This window comes from Mycobacterium kyogaense (assembly GCF_036946525.1).
Taxonomy (GTDB): Bacteria; Actinomycetota; Actinomycetes; order Mycobacteriales; family Mycobacteriaceae; genus Mycobacterium; species Mycobacterium kyogaense_A.
In genome coordinates this window covers 1-19,575 of sequence record NZ_JAQIIY010000041.1, presented here as the reverse complement: position 1 = coordinate 19,575, position 19,575 = coordinate 1, and the positions used below count along the sequence as shown (strand labels likewise).

Sequence of the window (19,575 nt, the reverse complement as noted above, 5' to 3'; positions counted from 1 at the left end):
CGGCTCGATGACTCTGGCCTTCCTGCTGACCAGCCTGGTCGTGGTGGTCACGCCGGGCACCGGTGCGCTCTATACCGTGGCCAGTGGCCTCTCACACGGCACACGCGCCTCGCTGCTGGCCGCGGTCGGATGCACGCTCGGCATCGTCCCGCACATGCTGGCCGCGGTCAGCGGGCTCGCGGCGATCATGCACAGCAGCGCCATCGCGTTCCAGACCGTGAAGTACCTCGGGGTGGCCTATCTGCTGTACCTCGCGTGGGTCACCTGGCGCGACGACTCGGACCTGGTGGCCGTCGACGCGCCCGCCGCCCCGCCGGGATCGTGGCGCATCATCGGCACCGCGATCGCGGTCAACACGCTCAACCCGAAGCTGACGCTGTTCTTCTTCGCCTTCCTGCCGCAGTTCGTCAACCCCGCAGCCGGTTCCGTCGTCGGCGAGATGCTGGTGCTGTCAGCGGTGTTCATGGCGATGACCCTGGTGGTGTTCGCGGCCTATGGCGTGTTCGCCGCGGCGGTGCGCAGCCACGTGATCAGCCGGCCCCGCGTCGTGAGGGGGCTGCGCAAGACGTTCGCCGCGACGTACGTGGCGCTCGCCGCGCGGATGGCGGTCGCCTCCCGCTAACCCCGGCACCCGCACGAGTTGCGGCGATGGACCGCCGTCGGCACCTGAATGCGTTGTGCCGCACCGTCGGGTTCGCGCACCCGCCGCAGCAGCAGTCGCGCCGCGGTGGCGCCGATGGTCTCGACGTCCTGCGCCGCGGCGGTCAGCTTCGGCTCGAACAGGTCCGACCACTCGAAATCGTCGTAGCAGGCGAACGCCACGTCGGACGGTATCGACAGGTCGAGGCTGCGCAGCGCCTTGAGCGCGCCGATGGTCATCGCGTTGTTCATCGAGACCAGAGCGGTGGGCCGGTTCTGGACGCCCATCGCGGCCCGCACCTCGCGCTCGGCGACGTCGGTGCTCGACTCACCGTCGATCACCAGGGCGGGGTCGAGGGGGATTCCGTGCGCGGCCAGCGCGGCGGCGTACCCGTCGAATCTCTCGACGGTCGAGGAGATTCCGGCGATACCGCGCACCACGGCGACGCGGCGGTGCCCGTGCTCGATCAGGTGCTCGGTGAGGGTGCGCGCTGACTCGACGTTCTCGGGCCCGACCTGATCGCAGTCGATGTCGACGGCGCGGTCGATGAGAACCAGCGGCGTGCCAGTGCGCACGATCGCCGGCAGCGTCGTGCGTTCCGAGCCGGCCGCGGGCGCGACGATCATCCCGTCGGCCTGCCGGTCCAGCAGGGAGTCGGTGACCCGCTTCTCGGATTCCGCGTTGTCGTGGGAATCGCCGACGATCAGGACGTAACCTGCTTCCGAGAGCGCTGTCTCGACCGCGTGTACGAGGTTGCCGAAGTACGGGTTGGTCAACGCCGAGATCGACAGTCCGACAGTGTGGGTGCGCCCGGCCGCCAGCGAGCGCGCCACGCCGTTGCGCCGGTAGCCGGTCTCGGCGATCGCCGTCTCGACCCGCAGGCGGGTGCGGGTGTCCACCCGGCGGGTGCCGTTGATCACGTGCGAGACCGTGGACGCGGAGACCCCGGCCATGCGCGCGACATCGCCCATCGTGGTCATGGCAACCGCAGAACGCGATCGGCCCGCGCCGCTGTCGACTCGATCAGCTGCGCGTTGCGTTCGTCGGACCCCAACGCCCAGAACTCCGCTTCCTCCGGCGATTTCCCGAACGCCTCGTGCCGGCGAACCAGCCGCTCATGCCGAATCCCGGTGTCGGGGGACAGGAACCACACCTCGTCGACGCAGGCGCGCGCGGCCGGCCACGCACCGGAGTCCAGCAGCAGGTAGTTGCCCTCGGTGACCACCAGTGGGATCGATGCGTGCACCGGGATCGACGAGCCGATCGGTTCCTCGATCTCGCGCCGGAACCGCGGGGCATAGATGACCGCGTCGCCGTCGCGCTGCGAACGCAGCGCGGCGAGCAGCCGCGCGTACCCGTCGTCGTCGAAGGTGTCGTGCGCGCCCTTGCGGTCCCGCCGGCCCAGGTCGAGCAGCACCTCGTTGGCCAGGTGGAAGCCGTCCATCGGCACGAGCACCGCATCGGCCGGTCCGAGCGCGTCGACGAGTTGTTCTGCAACGGTGGACTTTCCGGCTCCCGGCGCGCCGGTGAGCCCGAGGATGCGCCGCGTGCCGGGCGTGACCAGCGCCCGCGCCCAGCCGATCAGCTGCTCGAGGGTGGCACTGTCGACGTCCTGCTCGATGGTCACCGTTGCCGCCTTCGATCGTGAGGGAGTTCGGCCAGCCAGGCCCGCGGTCCGATCACCGAGCACCGCAGCGCGGCGATCCGCGCCGCGGCCTCGATGCGCTCGGTCAGGCGGACTGCACCGGCCGCACCGAAGTAGCAGTATGCGCCGTGGAATGCGTCTCCGGCACCCAGGGTGTCGCGCACCTCGACGGCAGGCACGGTGACACTGCCGGATTCGCCGTTCGACCACCACCGCACCGGCGCCGCACCGCCGGTGATCACGACGGTGGGCACACCGTCGCCGAGGAGCGCGGCGGCGGTCGCCTCGGCGCTGTCGGCACCGGGGGTACGAAAGTCGCCGGAGCACACCATGTCCGGCGCGTGCGCGACGAGATCACCCATCACCGGTTTCCAGCGGCCCGCGTCGACGACGCACGGCACCTGCGCCGCGGCGGCCGAGCGGGCCGCGGCCACCCCGATGACGGGGTGGTGCCCGTCGACGAGGACGACGTCGGCACCGGCGACGAGGTCGCCGAGGGCAGCCGGTGCGGCGGCATCGGAGGCCACGGCGTCCAGCGAGACCACCGACCGGTCTCCGGTCGCGTCCACGACCGACACACTGGACACCGGAACGGGCCGTACCGTGCCGGCCGCCGCGTCGATCACCTCGACACCGTGTGCCACCAGGTCGCTGCGGACGAGGTCGGCCACCGGGTCGGTGCCCAGCGCGGTGACGAGCACCGCGTCACCGCCGAGCGCGGCGAACGTCACCGCCGCATTGGCGGCAGGCCCGCCAGCTGCGACGAATTGCGCTGCCGCGGTGATCTTCTGGTTCACTGCGGGTGGCTCGGCGATGCGGTGGATGACGTCGAGGGTCGCCAGGCCGACGAAGACCCCCCGCGGTTCAGAGGCCGGCGCGTTCCTCATCGGTCGGCTCCTCCGCGCCGGTCATCAATGCCACCACCTCGGACATCGACCGCTGTTTCGGGTCGACGACACCGGCGCGCTGGCCCAGCCGGTGGATGTGGATACGGTCGGCCACTTCGAAGACGTGCGGCATGTCGTGGCTGATGAGCACCACCGGAATACCGCGGTCCCGAATGGATTTGATCAGGTCGATCACCTGACCCGACTCCCGCACACCGAGCGCGGCGGTCGGCTCGTCCATGATGATCACACCGCGTCCGAAAGCCGCCGCACGGGCCACCGCGACACCTTGGCGCTGCCCGCCGGACAGCGTCTCGACGGCCTGGCTGACCGCCTTGATACCGATCTTCAGATCGGACAGGTGCTGGGAGGCGTCCTGTCGCATCCGCGGCATGTCGAGGCGACGGAAGACGCTGCCCGCGATGCCTTTTCGCCGGACCTCTCGGCCGAGGTACAGGTTGGAGGCGATGTCGAGGGCCGGCACCACCGCGAGGTCCTGGTACACCGTTTCGATCCCAGCCGCCCGCGCGTCGCGGGTGTTCTTGAACGACACCGGTTGGCCGTTCATCAGGATCTGACCGGAGTCCGGAATCACAGCGCCCGCAAGCGCTTTGATCAGACTGCTCTTGCCCGCACCGTTGTCGCCGATGACGGCGAGCACCTCCCCGGCGCGCAGCTCGAAATCGGCGCCGTTGATCGCGGTCACGTTCCCGTACTTCTTGACCAGGCCGTGCGCTTCCAGAGCTGGGTTCGTCGTGGTGGTCACCGTGACCTCCTGCGGGTGAACTGATCCAGAGCCACCGCGACGATCACCAGGACTCCGGTGGCGATGTTCTGATAGAGGTTGTCGACGCCGGCCTGGGTGAGCCCGTTGCGCAGCACGCCGACGATCAGCGTGCCGACCAGGGTGCCGCCCACGCCACCGCGACCGCCGAACAGGCTGGTCCCGCCGATGACCACCGCGGTGATGGTCTCGAGGTTGGCGTTCTGGTAGGCGTTCGGGTCGGCGTTGGGGATGCGTCCGAGCGCCGCCCACGCCGCGATCGCGGCGATCACGCCCGTGGTGACGTACACCGACAGCAGCACCCGGCCGGACTTGATGCCGGACAGATCGGATGCCTGCGGGTTGCCGCCGACCGCGTACACGTGCTTGCCCCAAGCGGTTTGGGATAGCGCGTACCACGTCACGAGATAGACCAGCAGCATCGCGACGACACCGAACGTCGTCGAGAACGTCCCGATCCGGAACGACGTGCCCAGGAACGTCAGCGGACCCGGCGTCACCCGGTAGGTCTCCGAGCCGGCCAGCAGCCGGGTGGCGGCCTGGATCGCGGTGAACGTTCCGAGCGTGACGATGAACGGAGGCAATCGCAGGGCGGTGACGAGCCCGCCGTTGAGCGCGCCGAACACCACGCACACCAGCAGCGTGGAGCCCAGGGCGACGACCGGCCCGTTCGCGCCGGCACTCTGGGCCATCACGATGGTGCCGAAGACGGCGACCGCCCCGATCGACAGGTCGATTCCGGAGGTCAGGATGATCAGCGTCTGCCCGACCGCCAGGATGCCCACGACCACCGACTGCTGCAGGATCAGCGACACGTTCTGCGGCTCGAGGAACGAGTCGGAGATGACGCTGAAGATGATGATCGCCAGCACGAGAGCGACCAGCGGGCCCAGCAGGGGTTCACGCAGGAGGTTCGATACGCTCAGCCGACTCGACAGAGACGGCTTCGTCTGTGGTGCAACGCCGCTCGTCATGACCCGGCGGTGCCCCAGCAGTTCTGCTCACCCCAGGCGGTGTCCTTCGACGGCAGGCCCGGCATGGGCTTGTCGGTGATGAGTTCGGAACCGGTGTCGTTGAAGCCGCTGGGCTTGGTGCCGTCCTTGGCGAACTTGACGACTGCCTGCACACCGAGCTCGGCCATCTTCGCCGGGAACTGCATCACCGTCGCACCGATCTTGCCGGCCTTGACGTCGGCCACACCGGTGCAGCTGCCGTCGATCGAGCCGATGGTGATCTGCGCGGCCCGGCCGGCCGACTGGATGGCCTGGTAGGCGCCGGCGGCGGCCGGCTCGTTGATCGTGTAGAGCGCGTTGATCTGCGGCGCGCGCTGCAGGATGTTCTCCATCGCGGTCTGCGCCTTGGTCTGATCGCCGTTGGTGTTCTCCTGGCCGACGATCTCCGGCGAGTTGTTCGTGATGCCGAACCCTTCGAGGAAGCCGTCGTGGCGGAACGTGTCGACGGTGCCGCCTGGGGTGCCGTCGAGCATCACGACCTGCGGGGCGGCGGAGCCGATGGCCGCCTTGACCCACTTGCCCTGGCTGACGCCTGCGGCCTTGTTGTCGGTGGCGAACGTGGCGTCGACGGCGTCCTCGGGGTCGGTGGCGGTGTCGAGCGCGATGACGATGACGCCCGCGTCGCGGGCCCGCTTGATCGCGTCGAGCACGCCGGTCGACGAGTTCGGCGTGATCAGAATGCCTTTGACGCCCTGGCCGACCATGTTCTCGATCGCGGTGACCTGGCCTTCGTTGTCGCCGTCGAAGGCTCCGGCGAGCGCCACCAACTGGGCGCCGTCCTTGTCGGCCTGCGCCTGTGCGGCTTCGCGCAGTTTGACGAAGTAGGGGTTGGAGTCGGTCTTGGTGATCAGGCCGACCTTGACGCTGTCCGATCCGGAGCCGCCGCTACATCCCGTCACGCCCAGCACCAGTGAACCGGCCATCAGCACCGATCCGATCGCGAACGTCGCGCCCTTGCGCCTGCCAACGGTGCCGACCATGTGGACTCCCTCGTCCCCGGGCGGCGCCCGACGCGCCGCGGTTGGACGGGAGCCTAAGACGAAGGCAAGCGCTTGCGCATGCGCTTTCGCGAAATTAGTGCGAACCCGTTTTCGCGGCGTCCGTCCGCTCGTCGCCCGCCAACCGGGCATCCCACTCGGCCAGCACCTCCGGCGAGGTCTTCGGGGTGGCGAGGCTGGCGACGACGTACACGACGAGGCTCGCGGCAAGGCCGTAGTAGATCGGCTCGTTGGCCAACACGTCACCGACCACCGCCATCGTGCCCAGCGTGACAACCGTTCCGACAGCCATGGACCACAGCGCGCCGGTGCCGGTCGCCCGCCGCCACAGGAAGCCGCCGAGGATGGCGACCAGCAGACCGCCGACCAGGATGTCGTAGGCGATGGTCAGGGCGGCCACCACGTCGTCGAGCAGCGCCGCGATCACGATCACCACGATGCCCAGGGCCACCACGTAGCGCCGGTCGGAGTGCACATCCCGCTCGGCGTCGGGGGCGGTCGTCACGGGGCGGCCGACCATCCGTGCCAGAAGCGGGGTGACATCGGTGCGGGCCACGGTGGCGGTGGCGATCAACGCACCCGAGGCGGTCGACATCATCGCCGCCACCGCCGCGGCCAGCACCAGCCCGCTGATCCCCACGGGCAGAATGGATTCCGCGATCTGGGCGTACACGTCGTCGGAGGTTTCCACGTCAGGCAGGAAGGTCGAGGCCGCCGTACCGATCAGCGCACCCGCGATCCCGTACAGCACGCAGTAGAGCGCCGCCGTGGTGCCGCCCCACTTCGCGACCTGCGGCGAGCGGGCGGTGAAGACCCGCTGCCAGATGTCCTGGCCGATGAGCATGCCGAAGCTGTAGACCACGAAAAACGTGATGATGGTGGGCAATCCGATGTGACCGAGATCGAATGCCGCGTCACCTGCGCGCTCCCGGATACCGGCGAAGCCACCTGCCTTGCTGAGCGTGAACGGCAACAGCAGGGCGAAGATGCCGATGGTCTTGAGGACGAACTGCACCATGTCTGTCAGCGTGATCGACCACATGCCGCCGATCGACGAGTAGAGCATCACGGTGAGGCCGCCGATCAGGACCGAGATCGTGCGATCGGTTCCGAACAACACGTTGAACACCGTCGCGTAGGCGATCGTCGACGTCACCGACAGCATCAATGTGTAGGCGGCCATCACGATGCCGGATGCCGATGTCGCATCGACGTCGTAGCGCAGCCGCAGCATCTGCGCGACGGTGTACACCTTGAGCCGTTGGATGCGACCGGCGAAGAGCAGACTCAGCGCCAGGAGTCCGACGGCGATCGCAACGACCAGCCACATGCCTGACAGGCCCCACTTGTAGCCGAGGCCGACGCCACCGACGGTGGACGCGCCGCCGAGCACCACCGCGGCCATCGTGCCCGTGTAGAGGGTGGGGCCCAGACGCCGTCCGGCGACGAGGAAGTCGGCCGAATCCTTGGTCCTGGTCTTGCCCCAGAAGCCGAATGCCAGCATGGCGAGGAGGTAGACGACGATGATCGCGATGTCGAGCGGCTTGCCCATGGTGACCTCCTAGGTGGCTGCGAACATCCGCAGCGTTGCGGGAAGGATGACGACGACGGGGCCGCGGGTGTCGAAGGTGCGGGCCACGACGTCGCCGACGTCGGCCAGGGTGGCCGTGTGCGCGGGAACACCGAAACTGGTTGCGAGCGCGGCGAAGTCGGGGCGAGCCAGTTCGGTGGCAGTGGCCTGGCCGAACTCCTCGGTCATGTATTCGCGCAGGATTCCGTAGCCGCCGTCGTCGACGATCAACCAGGTGACGTCCGCATCGTGCTGACGCGCGGTGGCCAGTTCGGCGATCGAGTACATCGCCCCGCCGTCGCCGGACACGGCCAGCGTCCGCTGCCCGGTGCCGATCGCGGCCGCCAGCGCGGCGGGGAAGGCGAAGCCCAACCCCCCGGCGCCCTGGGCGGAGTGGAATTGCCCGTCGCGCGGATCCCACGCCGACCACGCCCAGTACGCGGCGATCGTCATATCCCAAAATGTCTGCGCGGCAGCGGGAGTGGCGGATCTGAGGGCACGCATCAACGCCAGTTCGTCACCCACATCCTGGCCGGCGAGACGGTCCTCGACAGCCGCCCGCAGAGCCGCGGCGATGCCGGCGCCCGCCGTCGCCCGACGTGGTGTCACCCGCTCCGCGATCTCAGTCAGGGCTCGTGCGGCGTCGGCGTGCACGGCCAGCGCCGGGTGATTGGCCCCCAGCACGCGCGCCTCGGCATCGACGTGGACGATCGTGCCCGACGGCTGCAGGCTCCAGTAGTTGCTGGTCACCTCGCCCATCGCGGTGCCGACCGCCAGCAGCACGTCGGCACCGGCCAGCAGGTCGGTGGTGTGGCGGTCCTCGATCCACGAGCCGGCGGACAGGGGGTGGTCGAAACCGATCGCACCCTTGCCGCCGACGGTCGACACCACGGGGGCATCCAGCAGTTCGGCGAGAGCGACCAGAGCCTGCGGGCCGCCCGGCGAGCGGCGGACCCCTCCCCCGGCGAGGATCACGGGTCGCCGCGCAGCGTCCAGCAGCGCCGCACCCTCTGCGACCACGTCCTCCCGGGGAGCCCGGGTGGTGACGGAGGTGACCACCGAGTTCACCGGCGGCACGGCAGCCGTGTCGAGCAGCACGTCCTGCGGGATCTCGACCCACGTCGGTCCGGCGGGCGCCGACTGCGCCAGCGACCAGGCGTCCGCCAGCAGACTCGGCAGCTGTGCCGAGTTCATGGCCACTGCAGTGCTTTTCGTGACGTTGCGCGCGCTGCGCGCCTGATCGTCGAGTTGGTGGAGGGCACCACGGCGCAGACCCATGGCCGCCCGAGGCACCTGGCTCGCGATCACCAGCACGGGCACCCCGGTCGCGTACGCCTCCTGCAGCGCACCGAGCGCGGTCAGGGCCCCAGGTCCGGTCGACAGGAACAGGACTCCGACGTCCCCGGTGGCGCGGGCGTAGCCGTCGGCGCCGAACGCCGAGTTGTTCTCGACCCGGGAGCTGACGAAGGTCAGTCCGCTCCGGCGGATGGCGTCGAACAACCCGAGCGCGTTCTGTCCGGGAATCCCGAAGACGTGGGACACACCGAGTGCCGTCAACGTCTCGACGACGACATCGCCACCGTTGCGGTCCATGCGGGTCCTTGTGGGGGTGAGGGTCATGTGGTGCGGCTCACGCTAAAGCCGCACCCACCCTCCCGCAAGCAGTTCGGTCGCGGCTATCACGCGCATGATCACGATCTGCCGGCCGGGGCGGAGATTGTGGCGCACTCCCGACGCCATCGCGATCGATGGCGCAGGATGTGTGCGTCGTGGCGCTCCGAAAAATCTTCACCCGCCTTTGACGGCGAGCACCCTCTTACGCAGTCCGTCGGTGGCGGTCTCCATCAGACCCTTGGCGCCTCGTTTGATCAGGAATCCCGGCAGAGGCACGGTGGGGTCGACGGTGAGCTCGAACATCACCCGGGTGCGGTCACCATCGGGGGTCAGCGTGTAGCGGCCCTCCTGTGCACGCTGCTGCTGGGAACTGACCAGCGTCCAGCTGACCCCGTCGTCATGCACCGAGTAGTCGAGCACCTGCTCGTCGCTGACCCCGACGATCTTGACCACCTGCCGGGACCGTTTCGGCCGGCCCTCCTCGTCGCGTTCGAGGATCTCGACTTTCTGGTGCGTCGAGGACCATTCGGTCAGCGACTCGAGGTCGTAGAGCACATCCAGGATCTCTGCGGGAGACGCTTCGATGACGGTCTCGCGCGTTTCGGTGACTGCCATCTAGACGCGGGGTCCGGTGCTGCGCTTGCCGGTGATGCCGAGGTAGGCCGCGATCAGCACGACGGCGACGATGATGCCGACCAGGAACGGGATGATCGCGAAGCCGCCGTTGGAGTTCGAGTAGCCCGCCACGTTGTAGGTCACCCAGGAGCCCAGGAACGAGCCGAGTGCACCCAGCACGATGGTCATGATGACGCCGATGTTCTGCTTGCCCGGCATGACCAGCCGCGCCAGCACCCCGACGATCAACCCGACGATGATCGCGCCGATGATTGTTCCGATCATGATGTTCTCCTCGCGCAGCTGTGACCCGACGGCGGGATGATTACCCGTCCGCGCCGAAATCAACCGCCATGTCTCCGATCCGACGCAGACCCACAGCGAGCACCGGGAGGTAGGCGGGCGCCCATACGGGTGCACTCATCCAGGCTCGGCACCCACCCGCCGCGGGTTCGACGCCGTGGCGGGTCGCCGGCACCCCGGCCACCCGCCACGCCCACGTCCGACCCGGGTCGAGTTCGGTGATGGTGAAGGGCAGCGGGACGCCCACGGGTGTCCACACCCGGCCGGTCGCGCCGAGTTCGAAGCCGCCGCGGTCCAATTCGGCGCCAGCGACGGTCGGTCCCCACACCGGCCAGGCGTCGAGGTCGACCAGAAGCTGCCACACCGAGTCGGCTGGCGCGGGAATCCGTCTGCTCACTGTCCACACCGGCACGGAGTACCCGCGCCGGCTCAGCTGAATCGGCGGTACAGGGCGGGCAGGAAGCCGGCGAGGTGGTTCATCTCCTGCGCACAGTGCACCAGCAGATCGCGCGGATCGGGTAGTTGCAGTCCAGCTATCGGGCGAATGATCCTCCCGGCCAATGGAATCGGGCGCCGGGACTGCACATGTGGGCCGCCCAGCCAGAACCGTGACCGCATCTCGGCACCGTTGCCCGTCGGCCGCACCTGATGGACCAGCCAGCCGATGTCGACCGGAAGATCGGCCGAGCCGAGCCGCGCGCACACCATCACCGTCGACACATCGACGGGCACACCCAGGTCCTCGGGGGCGACGAAGCGGATCGCCGCCCGGGTGAACGCCGACCCGAGGTACTCCTCGACGAGCGACGTCCGCCCGATGTAGCTGCCGTCACCGCCACCGTCGGCCCAGCGCGCGGACACATGCGCACGCGGGTGCCACAGCTTGTAGCGACGTCCATCGCTGCCGTGCCAGCCGAACCACCAGTCCCACATCGCCGGGGCCACCCCGGGCATGTCGGTGCGGACCGCCACGCGCGCTTCGCCCGCGCGCGACCATCCGTACCCGGTCTCCGTCGCGTGATACCCCTCGTCGAAAAGCTCTGCTACACCGTCGAAGTCGAGCAGCAGCGGGGCCGCCTGGGGACCGTGGTGCAGCGCGTCGACGACATGGCCGGGCAGAGGACTCATCCGGGAATCGAAGAACTCGCCCCACGCGGTGTCGGCGTCGCCCGCCCGATATCCCAGATAGCCCGTCACCGCACGGAGTCTTCACCCGTTCCGAGCAGCATGTCCACCGCGCCGGCCAGCGCGGCGTCATCGGGGGCCATGCCGCCCATCAGCGATGGGCAGGCCACGACCCCGGTGAGCATCGACAGCGCCGCGTCCAGCCGCGCCCCGGCGAAACGCTGCGCCAGAAGCGCCCGCAGCCCCCGCTGAGCCTCGGCGGTGATGCGGTCACGCAAAGGTCCAGCGCCGGCACCCGCTCCTCCGTCGGCCAGTCCGCACAACACCCGGTCCAGCCGCAGATCGGCCAGGGAGCCGCGGAACGCTGTCAGCTCGGCGACCAGGTCGGCGCGCAGGTCGCCGGTGGGCCGCGGGTGCGGCAGGCAGCCGAGCGCGTCGAGGGCCAACCGCAGCAGGTCGAGCCGCGACGGCCAGTGCGCGTACAACGTGGTCTTCGAGTAGCCGGCCCGTTCGGCCACGCGGGCGTGGGTGAGCTCGTCGAAGCCGTCGGACCTCAGCACCTGCAGCGCCGCGCGCGAGACATCGGCCCGTGTCCGGGCCACCCGCGCGTCCTCTACCGGTATGTCCTCACTGCTGGGCACGGTGGCACCTTCCCTTCTGGGTGTGTCACCAACGCGTCAGAATCTGAATCGATGAACGGGGTTTTCATTAGTGACTGGCCTGTGTACTAATGAACTGTAGATCCAGAAACGGTCAATCGACAGCTTTTCCTCCGATCCGCGTCCAGCACCCGGCGCCCGAGGAGTCACGCTCGAAAATCTCATTCTGAGAAGGGAATTCCCATGCCCGCCATTCTTTTCGGATCGATCAGCACACTCGCCGACACCTCCGAGCTGCAGCGCCAGGCCTTCAACGACGCGTTCGCCCAGCACGGCCTCGACTGGAACTGGTCGCAGGACGACTACCGCAGCATGCTCGGCGGCAACGGCGGCGCTCAGCGCATCGCCGACTTCGCGGCCGAACGCGGCGAGGACGTCGACGCCGCCGCCGTGCACGCCACCAAATCGCAACTGTTCCAGCAACTTCTGGGTGAGGTCACGCTGATCCTGCGACCCGGGGTCCGCGAGACCATCGAGCACGCGAAGGCCGCTGGACACAAGCTCGGGTTCGTCACCACGACTTCCAAAGCCAATGTCGACGCGCTGCTGGCCGCCCTCGATCCCCAGGTCGACGCGTCCACGTTCGACGTCATCGTCTACGACGACCACGTCGAGGAGAAGAAGCCCGCACCCGCGGCCTACGTTCTGGCGCTGGACTGGCTCGGTCTCGACTCCGCCGACGCCGTCGCCATCGAGGACAACGTCGGCGGCGTACGGGCCGCCCGCGCCGCCGGGCTGCGCTGCATCGCCTTCCCCAACGCCAACACCTCGGGCGCCGAGTTCGCCGACGCCACCGACACCGCCGACCAGCTCGACGCCGACCGCGTCGTCTCCCTGGCCGCCGCCTGAGCACCCGAACGGACACTTTCCATGAGCGACCTCACCGCCCGAGTCACGGCCTCGGAGCGCAACTTCCACGTCGAAGGCTACGAGCGCATCGCGTATGACCTGACCTACGTCGACGGCGTCTTCGACGTGGCCAATCGCGAGCTGGCCGAGGCCTACCTGCCCTACGGCCGCACCCTGATGGTGATCGACGAGGTGGTCTACGACCTCTACCGCGACAGCATCGACGCCTACTTCGCCCACTACGGCATCGCGCTGACGGTCATCGGCGTGCACATCCACGAAACCGCGAAGTCCCTGGAGACGTTCGAGCGCATCGTCACCGCGTTCGACGAATTCGGCCTGGTGCGCACCGAGCCCGTGCTGGTCGTCGGCGGCGGATTGACCACCGACGTCGCAGGTTTCGCGTGCGCGAGCTACCGACGCAACACGCCCTACCTGCGCATCCCGACCACACTCATCGGCCTGATCGATGCCAGCGTGTCGATCAAGGTCGCGGTCAACCACGGGCACCACAAGAACCGGCTCGGCGCCTACCACGCGTCGCGGCAGGTGTTCCTGGACTTCTCCTTCCTCAAGACGCTGCCCGAGGACCAGATCCGCAACGGGATGGCCGAGCTGATCAAGATCTCGGTGGTCGGCAACGCCGAGATCTTCGACATGCTGGAACGTTTCGGTCCCGAGTTGCTCTCCACACGCTTCGGCCACCTCGGCGGCGACGAGCGGCTTCGTGCGGTCGCACACCGGCTGACCTACGAGGCGATCGCCACGATGCTGGAGCTCGAGGCACCCAACCTGCACGAGATCGACCTCGACCGCGTCATCGCGTTCGGGCACACGTGGAGTCCCACGCTGGAGCTGACCCCACCGACGCCGTTCTTCCACGGTCACGCCATCAACATCGACATGGCGCTGTCGGTGACGCTCGCCGAGCGGCGCGGGCTGCTCACCGCGGGTGATCGCGACCGCGTACTGACGACGATGAGCGCGCTCGGGCTGTCGCTGGACTCGCCGTACCTGACGCCCGAGCTGCTCGAGACGGCGACTGCGGCGATCCTGCGCACGCGCGACGGCATCCTGCGGGCCGCGGTCCCCGACCCGATCGGCACCTGCCGCTTCCTCAACGACGTGACCGTCGACGAACTCGTCGACACGCTCACGCTGCACAAGAAGCTATGCGCAGAGTTCGACCGCGGAGGGGACGGCGTCGATGCCTTCACCTACGCCACCGTCGATGCCTGACACTGTCGCCGCACCCCGGCCGGTCACACCGACCTCGATACTCGCCGCACAGCTCACCGAGCTGTGCCAGGAGTTGAGCGACACCGTGGATCATGCTGTCTTGGAACGTCTTTCGAGTGTGCGTGACCTGGCGGCCGGACTGGACCCCTACGTGGCCGCAGCCACCAGCGGGGAGTCACCGGCGCTGGCCGAGCTGGCCCGCGCCACACGCGCCCAGCCGTGGCGCGACGGCCTGGAGCAGGAAATGCTCTCCGGCCACGTCGAGGGTCAGCTGCTGAAGTTCCTGGTCCGGATGTCCTCGGCGGTGCGGGTTCTCGAGATCGGCATGTTCACCGGGTACTCCGCGTTGGCGATGGCCGAGGCGCTGCCCGATGTCGGCACCGTGGTGGCGTGCGAGATCGACGCCGAGGCAGCCGCAGTGGCGCGTGCGGGGTTCGACCGGTCCGACGTCGGACACCGAATCCGCATCGAGCTCGGCCCGGCGCTCGACACGGTGCGCCGACTGGCTACCGCCGGAGAGGAATCGTTCGACTTCGTGTTCATCGACGCGGACAAGGGCGGCTACCAGGGGTATCTCGACCTGCTGCTGGACTCCTCGCTGCTGGCTCCCGACGCGGTGATCGCCGTCGACAACACGTTGATGCAGGGCCAACCGTGGACCGACACGACCACCGAGAACGGTTCGGCCATCGCCGAATTCAATCGGGCGCTGACCGCCGACCCGCGGACCGAGCAGGTGCTGATCCCCGTGCGCGACGGGCTCACCCTGATCCGCCCCCTTCCCTGATGGTGATGCAGTAATGACCCTTGCCGCGCACCCCACAGACCGGGCCGCCCCGGCGGGTGCGGTGCGGCGTCACGCCCGACCACGCGACGCCGCCCGCACCCTCTCCGTCCTCGCCGGACTGGCCGCCACCCTGCCCGTCGACCTCGCGATCACCGCCGGCGCGCTGGCCCGCCGCGCTCCCCGCCCGACGACCCGCACCGCCGACACCCGGCGCACGGTGCTCGTCAGCGGCGGCAAGATGACCAAGGCCCTGCACCTGGCGCGGGCGTTCCATCTGGCCGGGCACCGGGTGGTGCTCGCCGAGTCGGCCAAGTACCGCCTCACCGGACATCGCTTCTCCCGCGCGGTCGACGCCTTCCACTGCACCCCCGAGCCGACCGATCCGCGCTATCCGCAGGCGTTGGCGGACATCATCATTGGTGAGGGTGTGGACGTCTTCGTGCCGGTGTCCAGCCCGGCGGCCAGTGTGCCCGAGGCGGCCGTACAGGAACTCGTCGGCGATCGCTGCCAGGTGCTGCACGGCTCGGCCGCGCTGATCGCGACACTGGACGACAAACGGGACTTCAGCACGCTGTGCGCCTCGCTGGGCCTGTCGGTACCCGAGTCCCAGCTGATCACCGACGCGAGCGAGGTTTCGCGGTTCGACTACGTACCGGGCAGGTCCTACGTACTCAAACGCCTCGCCTACAACCCCATCGGCCGCACCGACCTGACCCGACTGCGTCGCGAGACACCTGATCTCAACACCGAATTCGCCCGCTCGCTCGACATCTCACCCAGCGATCCCTGGCTTCTGCAGGAGTACGTGGAGGGCCAGGAGTACTGCACGCACTCGACGCTTCGCGACGGCGTCGTCACCGTGTACGGCTGCTGTGAGTCGTCGGCGGTCCAGCTGAACTACCGGTACGTCGAGAAGCCGCAGATCCGTTCCTGGGTCGAGCACTTCGCGGCGTCGACCGGTGTCAGCGGCCAGATCTCGTTCGATTTCATCGAGGGCCCCGACGGCCGGCCCTACGCCATCGAATGCAATCCACGCACCCACAGCGCGATCACGATGTTCCACGACCATCCCGACGTGGCGCACGCCTATCTGACCGACGGGCATCCGACGATCACGCCGCTGCCCGGCTCGACGCCGACCTACTGGATCTACCACGAACTGTGGCGGTTGCTGCGCGGCCCCGACCGCCTGCGCCGCCTGCGAGTGATCGCCCGCGGCCGCGACGCGATCTTCGCGGCGTGGGATCCGCTCCCCTACCTGTGCGTGTACCACCTGCAGATCCCGGCACTGCTCGTCAGCAACCTGCGACAACGCCGCGGGTGGAGCCGTATCGACTTCAACATCGGCAAGCTCGTCGAGAACGGCGGGGATTGACATGCGCCGCACCATCGTTCAGCTGGTCGGTTCGCCCGTCGACGAATTCCACGCCGAGCTGTCGCGACTGTACGCGCGCGCCAGCGCCGAGGCACTGTCGGCGAGGCACGACGTACGCTTCGCATATGTCGCGCCCAGCGGCAGCTGGCAGTTCCCCGATGCCCTGGATGCCGGCAGCCTGGCCGCCGCGGAGCCGCTGCCACCGACAGTCGGCATCGCACGGCTCGCCGAGATGCGGCCCGATGTGGTGCTGCCGCAGATGTTCTGCCTGCCCGGCATGACCTCTTATCGCGCCCTGCTCGACGTGCTGGGCCTTCCTTTCGTCGGCAACACCGCCGCAGTGATGGCCAACACCGCCGACAAGGCCATCGCCCGCGCCCTCGTCGCGGCCCGCGGCGTCGCGGTGCCCGAGGGGCGGGTCGTCACCGGGCCGGACCAGGTGGACCTGCCGCTGCCGCTCGTCGTCAAGCCCGCGCGCTCCGACAACTCGGTCGGGGTGTCCCTGGTGACCGAGCGCGGCGAGCTGGCCACCGCCGTCGCCGCGGCCGCCGCGCACAGCGCCGACGTGCTGGCCGAGACCTTCATCCCCCTCGGACGCGAAGTTCGCTGCGGTGTACTCGATATCGACGGTCGGCTGGTGTGTCTGCCGCTGGAGGAGTACGCCCTCGACGCCCCGATCCGGTTGCCTGCGGACAAGCTGGGCCGCTCCAGCGGCGGCGAGCTGCGGTTGACGGCGGGCGACGGGGGACGGGCGTGGATCGTGGCGCCCGGTGATCCGGTCGAGGCGGCGGTGTTCGACGCGGCGCGTACGTGCTTCGCGGCGCTGGGCTGCCGGCACTACGGGCTCTTCGACTTCCGCATCGACCCCGACGGGCAGCCGTGGTTTCTGGAGGCGGGTCCGTACTGTTCGTTCGCGCCGTCGAGCGTGATCGCGAAGATGGCCGCTGCACAGGGCTATTCGGTGCTCGACCTGTTCGACACGTTGTGCGGCGAGGCGAGGATCGCGGCGGCATGAGTCTCGAAGTGAGCACCCGCGATCCGGTCGGCGCGCAGGTGCGCGGGGTGACGGTGGGGCGGTTGAACCCCACGATGGTCTCGCATCTGCGGGCACTGCTGGCCGTGCACGGTGTGTTGGTGCTGCCCGATCAGCATGTCGACGACGATGCCTTCACCCAGTTCCTCGAGAGCTTCGGCACGCTGGCGTTCACGACCGGTGAGACGCCGGTGCCGGCGGCCCCGGCGCTCAATGTCATCACGAACGTCGGGCGCACTCGTCCGCCGCGCTCGTCGTTCCACGTCGACACCAGCTACCTGCGCACCCCGCCCGCCTACACGGCGTTGCGCGCGGTGACGGTCCCCGAGCGCGGTGGGCAGACGCTGTTCACCAACCAGTACACCGCGTACGCGACGCTGCCGCGCCAGCTGCAGGCGCAGATCCGCAGCCGGGTGGTCACCCACGTCGTCACGGGTCTGGATCTCGACGAGGACGCCGAGACGGAGGCGCGGCACCCGCTGGCGTTGCGTCACCCGTTGACGGGCCGGACCGCGCTGTACCTGTCGACGCGGGAGCGCTGCCGCGCGGTGAGCGGGATGGCGCCGGATGCGGGGGCCGCGTTGATCGACGAGCTGCTCACGCATTCGACCCAGCCGGACAACGTGTTTCGGCATGCGTGGCGGCCGTACGACGTGGTGATCTGGGACAACCGGTGCGTGATGCACAAGGCCGACCACGACGGGGTCGTCGGTGATCGGGTGATGCACCGTGGCACCGTCATGGACGAGGCGCGCTGGGGCTAGGTCATCACCGCGACGGCGAAGCCGTCCCAGCCTTTGGTGCCGACCGTCTGGATCGCGGCGGTCTGCAACCGCGGGTGCTCGCCCATCATCGTCAGCATGTCCCGCACGGCGCGGGCCTGGGCGTCGTCGGGTCGGGGGGTCGAGCACTCGGCCGGATCGGGCGATGTTGTCGACGATGATCACGGTGCCGGGCCGGCCGAGCCGCATCGCCCACTCGACGTAGGCGACGTTGTTCTCCTTGTCGGCGTCGATGAAGACGAGGTCGAACGGCGCCCGGTCGGTCAGTGTCGGCAGCGTGTCCAGCGCCGCGCCGACGATCACTTCCACGCGGTCTGCCACGCCTGCGCGTTCCAGGTTGGCCCGCGCCACCTCAGCGTGCGCGGCCTCGAATTCAGGCTGACGACCGAGCCGTCGGCGCCTATGGCCCGCGCCAACGCGATCGTGCTGTAGCCCGCGAGCGTGCCGATCTCAAGCACACGCCGGGCCTGGGCGACCTGCGCCCACAGCGACAGCAGGCGCGCGTGCTGCGGGGACACCTCGATGGCAGGCATCCCCGCCGCAACCCCGGCCTCGCGCGCCGCGCGCAGCACGTCGTCCTCGCTGTGCAGCAGGTCGGTGAACAGTTCGTCGAGAGACACCCAATCCGGTTCCGTCACGCCTGCGAACCTACTCCCGTTCCGGTCAGCCGCGGACGCCCTCGCTGGCTCCGACCACCTGTAGCACGTGGGCCACCTCGGGACCCATCACCGCCGCGGCCAGGTCGCGCAACGTCGCGACGAACTCCGGGCCGTGCGCGGGCTCGACGTCGCACAGATGGTGAGCGATCTCGTGCAGCACCACCAATTCCCGCAGTGCCCAACGACTTCCGTTGTCGGGCACCGCGATGGTGGCGACATCATCGATCCGTTCGAAGTGCGCCACCGTGGCCCCGCGGCGGGAACGCACCCGCAGCGCCCGGCGTCCGGCCACGCCGCGCGGACCGCGGGCAGTGACAGCACATCGTCGACGTAGGCCTGCACGGATTCCACGGACGCGAACCGCGCCTCCGGCGGCAATGTCAGCTGCGTGCCGAAGAAGTCGACAACTCGGGTGTTGCGCTCAGCCGCCCGATCGAACATCGTCCGCACGAACTGTTCTGCGGCATAGACTTTCGCGCGCTGGGTGTCCCGACTCACCTCTCCAGCGCCGTGCGCGCTCCCGCCAGCTCCGTCTCCCCGCCCAGCCGGGCGCGACGCCCCGCCCGGTCACCCGCGCGGCGCGCCGCCGACGAGTAACCCGCCGTCGCGCTGGTGGCCGCCAGGTGCCGCGCGCCCGCGACGACTGCCGGTAGTAGTCCTTGAGCTCGAGGTCCTTGTCGCGCAACGCGATCGCGGTCCCCGGGTTGCTCTCCGGGCCTCGGGTGGCCTCCTGCTGCGCTTGTTCGCGCGCCTCGGCCAGCCGCTGCCCCACCCGCGCCCCGAACGCCAGCTGGAAGTTGATGCGCGCGGTGATCGTCGGCGTCGGGCGGTGCGCACCCGAGGCGATGTAGTCCTTGGACGCGCGCACCATCTGCAGCACCAGGCTGGTGTAGAGCGCATGGGTGGCGTCGATGTCCTCGGCGAACCCGTAGGCGTAGACGAACGTCGAGTTCGAGGCGATATCGCACTTGACGTCGTTGGCCGCGGCGATCACGACG

20 protein-coding genes and 3 pseudogenes are annotated in these 19,575 nt (G+C 69.1%); 7 read left to right on the top strand and 16 right to left on the bottom strand.

Annotated elements, in window-relative coordinates:
• Window positions 1-7 precede the first annotated feature (7 nt).
• Window positions 8-622, top strand: coding sequence for a LysE family translocator (locus tag PGN37_RS26285; RefSeq protein WP_335333893.1), 615 nt, complete (start codon window positions 8-10; stop codon window positions 620-622).
• Here PGN37_RS26285 and PGN37_RS26280 read toward each other — a convergent pair.
• The 13 genes from PGN37_RS26280 to PGN37_RS26220 all read right to left on the bottom strand — a co-directional run bounded on the left by PGN37_RS26280 (window position 619) and on the right by PGN37_RS26220 (window position 11,835).
• The gene (locus PGN37_RS26280) at window positions 619-1,611 is read right to left on the bottom strand and encodes a LacI family DNA-binding transcriptional regulator (protein WP_335333892.1); all 993 of its coding nucleotides are present in this window, start codon (window positions 1,609-1,611) and stop codon (window positions 619-621) included. The genes PGN37_RS26285 and PGN37_RS26280 overlap by 4 nt on opposite strands.
• Before the next feature lie 5 nt (window positions 1,612-1,616).
• Window positions 1,617-2,267: a nucleoside/nucleotide kinase family protein gene (locus tag PGN37_RS26275; protein WP_335333891.1), complete on the bottom strand. Its 651-nt coding sequence runs from the start codon at window positions 2,265-2,267 to the stop codon at window positions 1,617-1,619.
• The gene (locus tag PGN37_RS26270; RefSeq protein WP_335333890.1) at window positions 2,264-3,172 is read right to left on the bottom strand and encodes a PfkB family carbohydrate kinase; all 909 of its coding nucleotides are present in this window, start codon (window positions 3,170-3,172) and stop codon (window positions 2,264-2,266) included. The genes PGN37_RS26275 and PGN37_RS26270 overlap by 4 nt, the downstream gene beginning before the upstream one ends.
• Entirely contained in the window at window positions 3,150-3,938 is a 789-nt protein-coding gene (locus PGN37_RS26265) for an ATP-binding cassette domain-containing protein (RefSeq protein WP_335329790.1), read from the bottom strand. Before PGN37_RS26265 ends, PGN37_RS26270 begins: the two co-directional genes overlap by 23 nt.
• The gene (locus PGN37_RS26260) at window positions 3,935-4,930 is read right to left on the bottom strand and encodes an ABC transporter permease (protein WP_335329791.1); all 996 of its coding nucleotides are present in this window, start codon (window positions 4,928-4,930) and stop codon (window positions 3,935-3,937) included. The genes PGN37_RS26265 and PGN37_RS26260 overlap by 4 nt, the downstream gene beginning before the upstream one ends.
• Window positions 4,927-5,949: a substrate-binding domain-containing protein gene (locus PGN37_RS26255; protein ID WP_335329792.1), complete on the bottom strand. Its 1,023-nt coding sequence runs from the start codon at window positions 5,947-5,949 to the stop codon at window positions 4,927-4,929. Before PGN37_RS26255 ends, PGN37_RS26260 begins: the two co-directional genes overlap by 4 nt.
• A gap of 94 nt (window positions 5,950-6,043) precedes the next feature.
• Window positions 6,044-7,519, bottom strand: coding sequence for a sodium:solute symporter (locus PGN37_RS26250; protein ID WP_335333889.1), 1,476 nt, complete (start codon window positions 7,517-7,519; stop codon window positions 6,044-6,046).
• Between the two features lie 9 nt (window positions 7,520-7,528).
• Window positions 7,529-9,130, bottom strand: a complete 1,602-nt coding sequence (locus tag PGN37_RS26245; RefSeq protein ID WP_335333888.1) for a thiamine pyrophosphate-binding protein — start codon at window positions 9,128-9,130, stop codon at window positions 7,529-7,531.
• 195 nt (window positions 9,131-9,325) lie between these two features.
• A complete protein-coding gene (locus tag PGN37_RS26240; RefSeq protein WP_335329795.1) occupies window positions 9,326-9,766 on the bottom strand; it encodes an SRPBCC family protein in 441 nt (146 codons plus the stop codon).
• Entirely contained in the window at window positions 9,767-10,051 is a 285-nt protein-coding gene (locus tag PGN37_RS26235) for a GlsB/YeaQ/YmgE family stress response membrane protein (protein ID WP_335329796.1), read from the bottom strand.
• A 40-nt stretch (window positions 10,052-10,091) separates the two neighbouring features.
• Window positions 10,092-10,475 carry an SRPBCC family protein gene (locus PGN37_RS26230; RefSeq protein WP_335329797.1) on the bottom strand — a complete coding sequence of 128 codons (384 nt, stop codon included), beginning with the start codon at window positions 10,473-10,475 and terminating at the stop codon, window positions 10,092-10,094.
• Window positions 10,476-10,498: 23 nt separating this feature from the next.
• Entirely contained in the window at window positions 10,499-11,266 is a 768-nt protein-coding gene (locus tag PGN37_RS26225) for a DAPG hydrolase family protein (protein WP_335333887.1), read from the bottom strand.
• Complete coding sequence (locus tag PGN37_RS26220) at window positions 11,263-11,835, bottom strand: TetR/AcrR family transcriptional regulator (protein ID WP_335333886.1); 573 nt, start codon at window positions 11,833-11,835, stop codon at window positions 11,263-11,265. The genes PGN37_RS26225 and PGN37_RS26220 overlap by 4 nt, the downstream gene beginning before the upstream one ends.
• Window positions 11,836-12,036: 201 nt before the next feature.
• On the opposite strand from PGN37_RS26220, the gene PGN37_RS26215 reads away from it, so the two are divergent.
• The 6 genes from PGN37_RS26215 to PGN37_RS26190 are packed head-to-tail and all read left to right on the top strand — an operon-like array spanning window position 12,037 to window position 17,900.
• Window positions 12,037-12,702: an HAD-IA family hydrolase gene (locus PGN37_RS26215; protein ID WP_335329800.1), complete on the top strand. Its 666-nt coding sequence runs from the start codon at window positions 12,037-12,039 to the stop codon at window positions 12,700-12,702.
• Between the two features lie 21 nt (window positions 12,703-12,723).
• The gene (locus tag PGN37_RS26210) at window positions 12,724-13,941 is read left to right on the top strand and encodes a sedoheptulose 7-phosphate cyclase (RefSeq protein WP_335333885.1); all 1,218 of its coding nucleotides are present in this window, start codon (window positions 12,724-12,726) and stop codon (window positions 13,939-13,941) included.
• Window positions 13,934-14,728 carry an O-methyltransferase gene (locus PGN37_RS26205; protein WP_335333884.1) on the top strand — a complete coding sequence of 265 codons (795 nt, stop codon included), beginning with the start codon at window positions 13,934-13,936 and terminating at the stop codon, window positions 14,726-14,728. The genes PGN37_RS26210 and PGN37_RS26205 overlap by 8 nt, the downstream gene beginning before the upstream one ends.
• A gap of 13 nt (window positions 14,729-14,741) precedes the next feature.
• Entirely contained in the window at window positions 14,742-16,103 is a 1,362-nt protein-coding gene (locus tag PGN37_RS26200) for an ATP-grasp enzyme (protein WP_335333883.1), read from the top strand.
• Window position 16,104: 1 nt separating this feature from the next.
• Window positions 16,105-17,118: a D-alanine--D-alanine ligase family protein gene (locus tag PGN37_RS26195; protein WP_335333882.1), complete on the top strand. Its 1,014-nt coding sequence runs from the start codon at window positions 16,105-16,107 to the stop codon at window positions 17,116-17,118.
• A complete protein-coding gene (locus PGN37_RS26190; protein ID WP_335333881.1) occupies window positions 17,115-17,900 on the top strand; it encodes a TauD/TfdA dioxygenase family protein in 786 nt (261 codons plus the stop codon). Before PGN37_RS26195 ends, PGN37_RS26190 begins: the two co-directional genes overlap by 4 nt.
• On the opposite strand, the pseudogene PGN37_RS26185 reads toward PGN37_RS26190, so the two are convergent.
• The 3 pseudogenes from PGN37_RS26185 to PGN37_RS26175 form a co-directional block, all read right to left on the bottom strand.
• A pseudogene (locus PGN37_RS26185) lies at window positions 17,897-18,556 on the bottom strand (O-methyltransferase). The gene PGN37_RS26190 and the pseudogene PGN37_RS26185 overlap by 4 nt on opposite strands.
• A gap of 25 nt (window positions 18,557-18,581) precedes the next feature.
• Window positions 18,582-19,018: pseudogene (locus tag PGN37_RS26180) on the bottom strand (TIGR04338 family metallohydrolase).
• Window positions 19,019-19,071: 53 nt separating this feature from the next.
• Window positions 19,072-19,575: pseudogene (locus PGN37_RS26175) on the bottom strand (DUF7168 domain-containing protein); the annotation flags it as partial.

Excerpts from the sequence above, each read along its gene's own strand:
- PGN37_RS26210 (WP_335333885.1), top strand. The coding sequence starts at position 12,724 with ATGAGCGACCTCACCGCCCGAGTCACGGCCTCGGAGCGCAACTTCCAC.
- PGN37_RS26280 (WP_335333892.1), bottom strand. The coding sequence starts at position 1,611 with ATGGGCGATGTCGCGCGCATGGCCGGGGTCTCCGCGTCCACGGTCTCG.
- PGN37_RS26240 (WP_335329795.1), bottom strand. The coding sequence starts at position 9,766 with ATGGCAGTCACCGAAACGCGCGAGACCGTCATCGAAGCGTCTCCCGCA.
- PGN37_RS26205 (WP_335333884.1), top strand. The coding sequence starts at position 13,934 with ATGCCTGACACTGTCGCCGCACCCCGGCCGGTCACACCGACCTCGATA.
- PGN37_RS26235 (WP_335329796.1), bottom strand. The coding sequence starts at position 10,051 with ATGATCGGAACAATCATCGGCGCGATCATCGTCGGGTTGATCGTCGGG.
- PGN37_RS26200 (WP_335333883.1), top strand. The coding sequence starts at position 14,742 with ATGACCCTTGCCGCGCACCCCACAGACCGGGCCGCCCCGGCGGGTGCG.
- PGN37_RS26255 (WP_335329792.1), bottom strand. The coding sequence starts at position 5,949 with ATGGTCGGCACCGTTGGCAGGCGCAAGGGCGCGACGTTCGCGATCGGA.
- PGN37_RS26250 (WP_335333889.1), bottom strand. The coding sequence starts at position 7,519 with ATGGGCAAGCCGCTCGACATCGCGATCATCGTCGTCTACCTCCTCGCC.
- PGN37_RS26285 (WP_335333893.1), top strand. The coding sequence starts at position 8 with ATGACTCTGGCCTTCCTGCTGACCAGCCTGGTCGTGGTGGTCACGCCG.
- PGN37_RS26195 (WP_335333882.1), top strand. The coding sequence starts at position 16,105 with ATGCGCCGCACCATCGTTCAGCTGGTCGGTTCGCCCGTCGACGAATTC.
- PGN37_RS26260 (WP_335329791.1), bottom strand. The coding sequence starts at position 4,930 with ATGACGAGCGGCGTTGCACCACAGACGAAGCCGTCTCTGTCGAGTCGG.
- PGN37_RS26215 (WP_335329800.1), top strand. The coding sequence starts at position 12,037 with ATGCCCGCCATTCTTTTCGGATCGATCAGCACACTCGCCGACACCTCC.
- PGN37_RS26245 (WP_335333888.1), bottom strand. The coding sequence starts at position 9,130 with ATGGACCGCAACGGTGGCGATGTCGTCGTCGAGACGTTGACGGCACTC.
- PGN37_RS26270 (WP_335333890.1), bottom strand. The coding sequence starts at position 3,172 with ATGAGGAACGCGCCGGCCTCTGAACCGCGGGGGGTCTTCGTCGGCCTG.
- PGN37_RS26190 (WP_335333881.1), top strand. The coding sequence starts at position 17,115 with ATGAGTCTCGAAGTGAGCACCCGCGATCCGGTCGGCGCGCAGGTGCGC.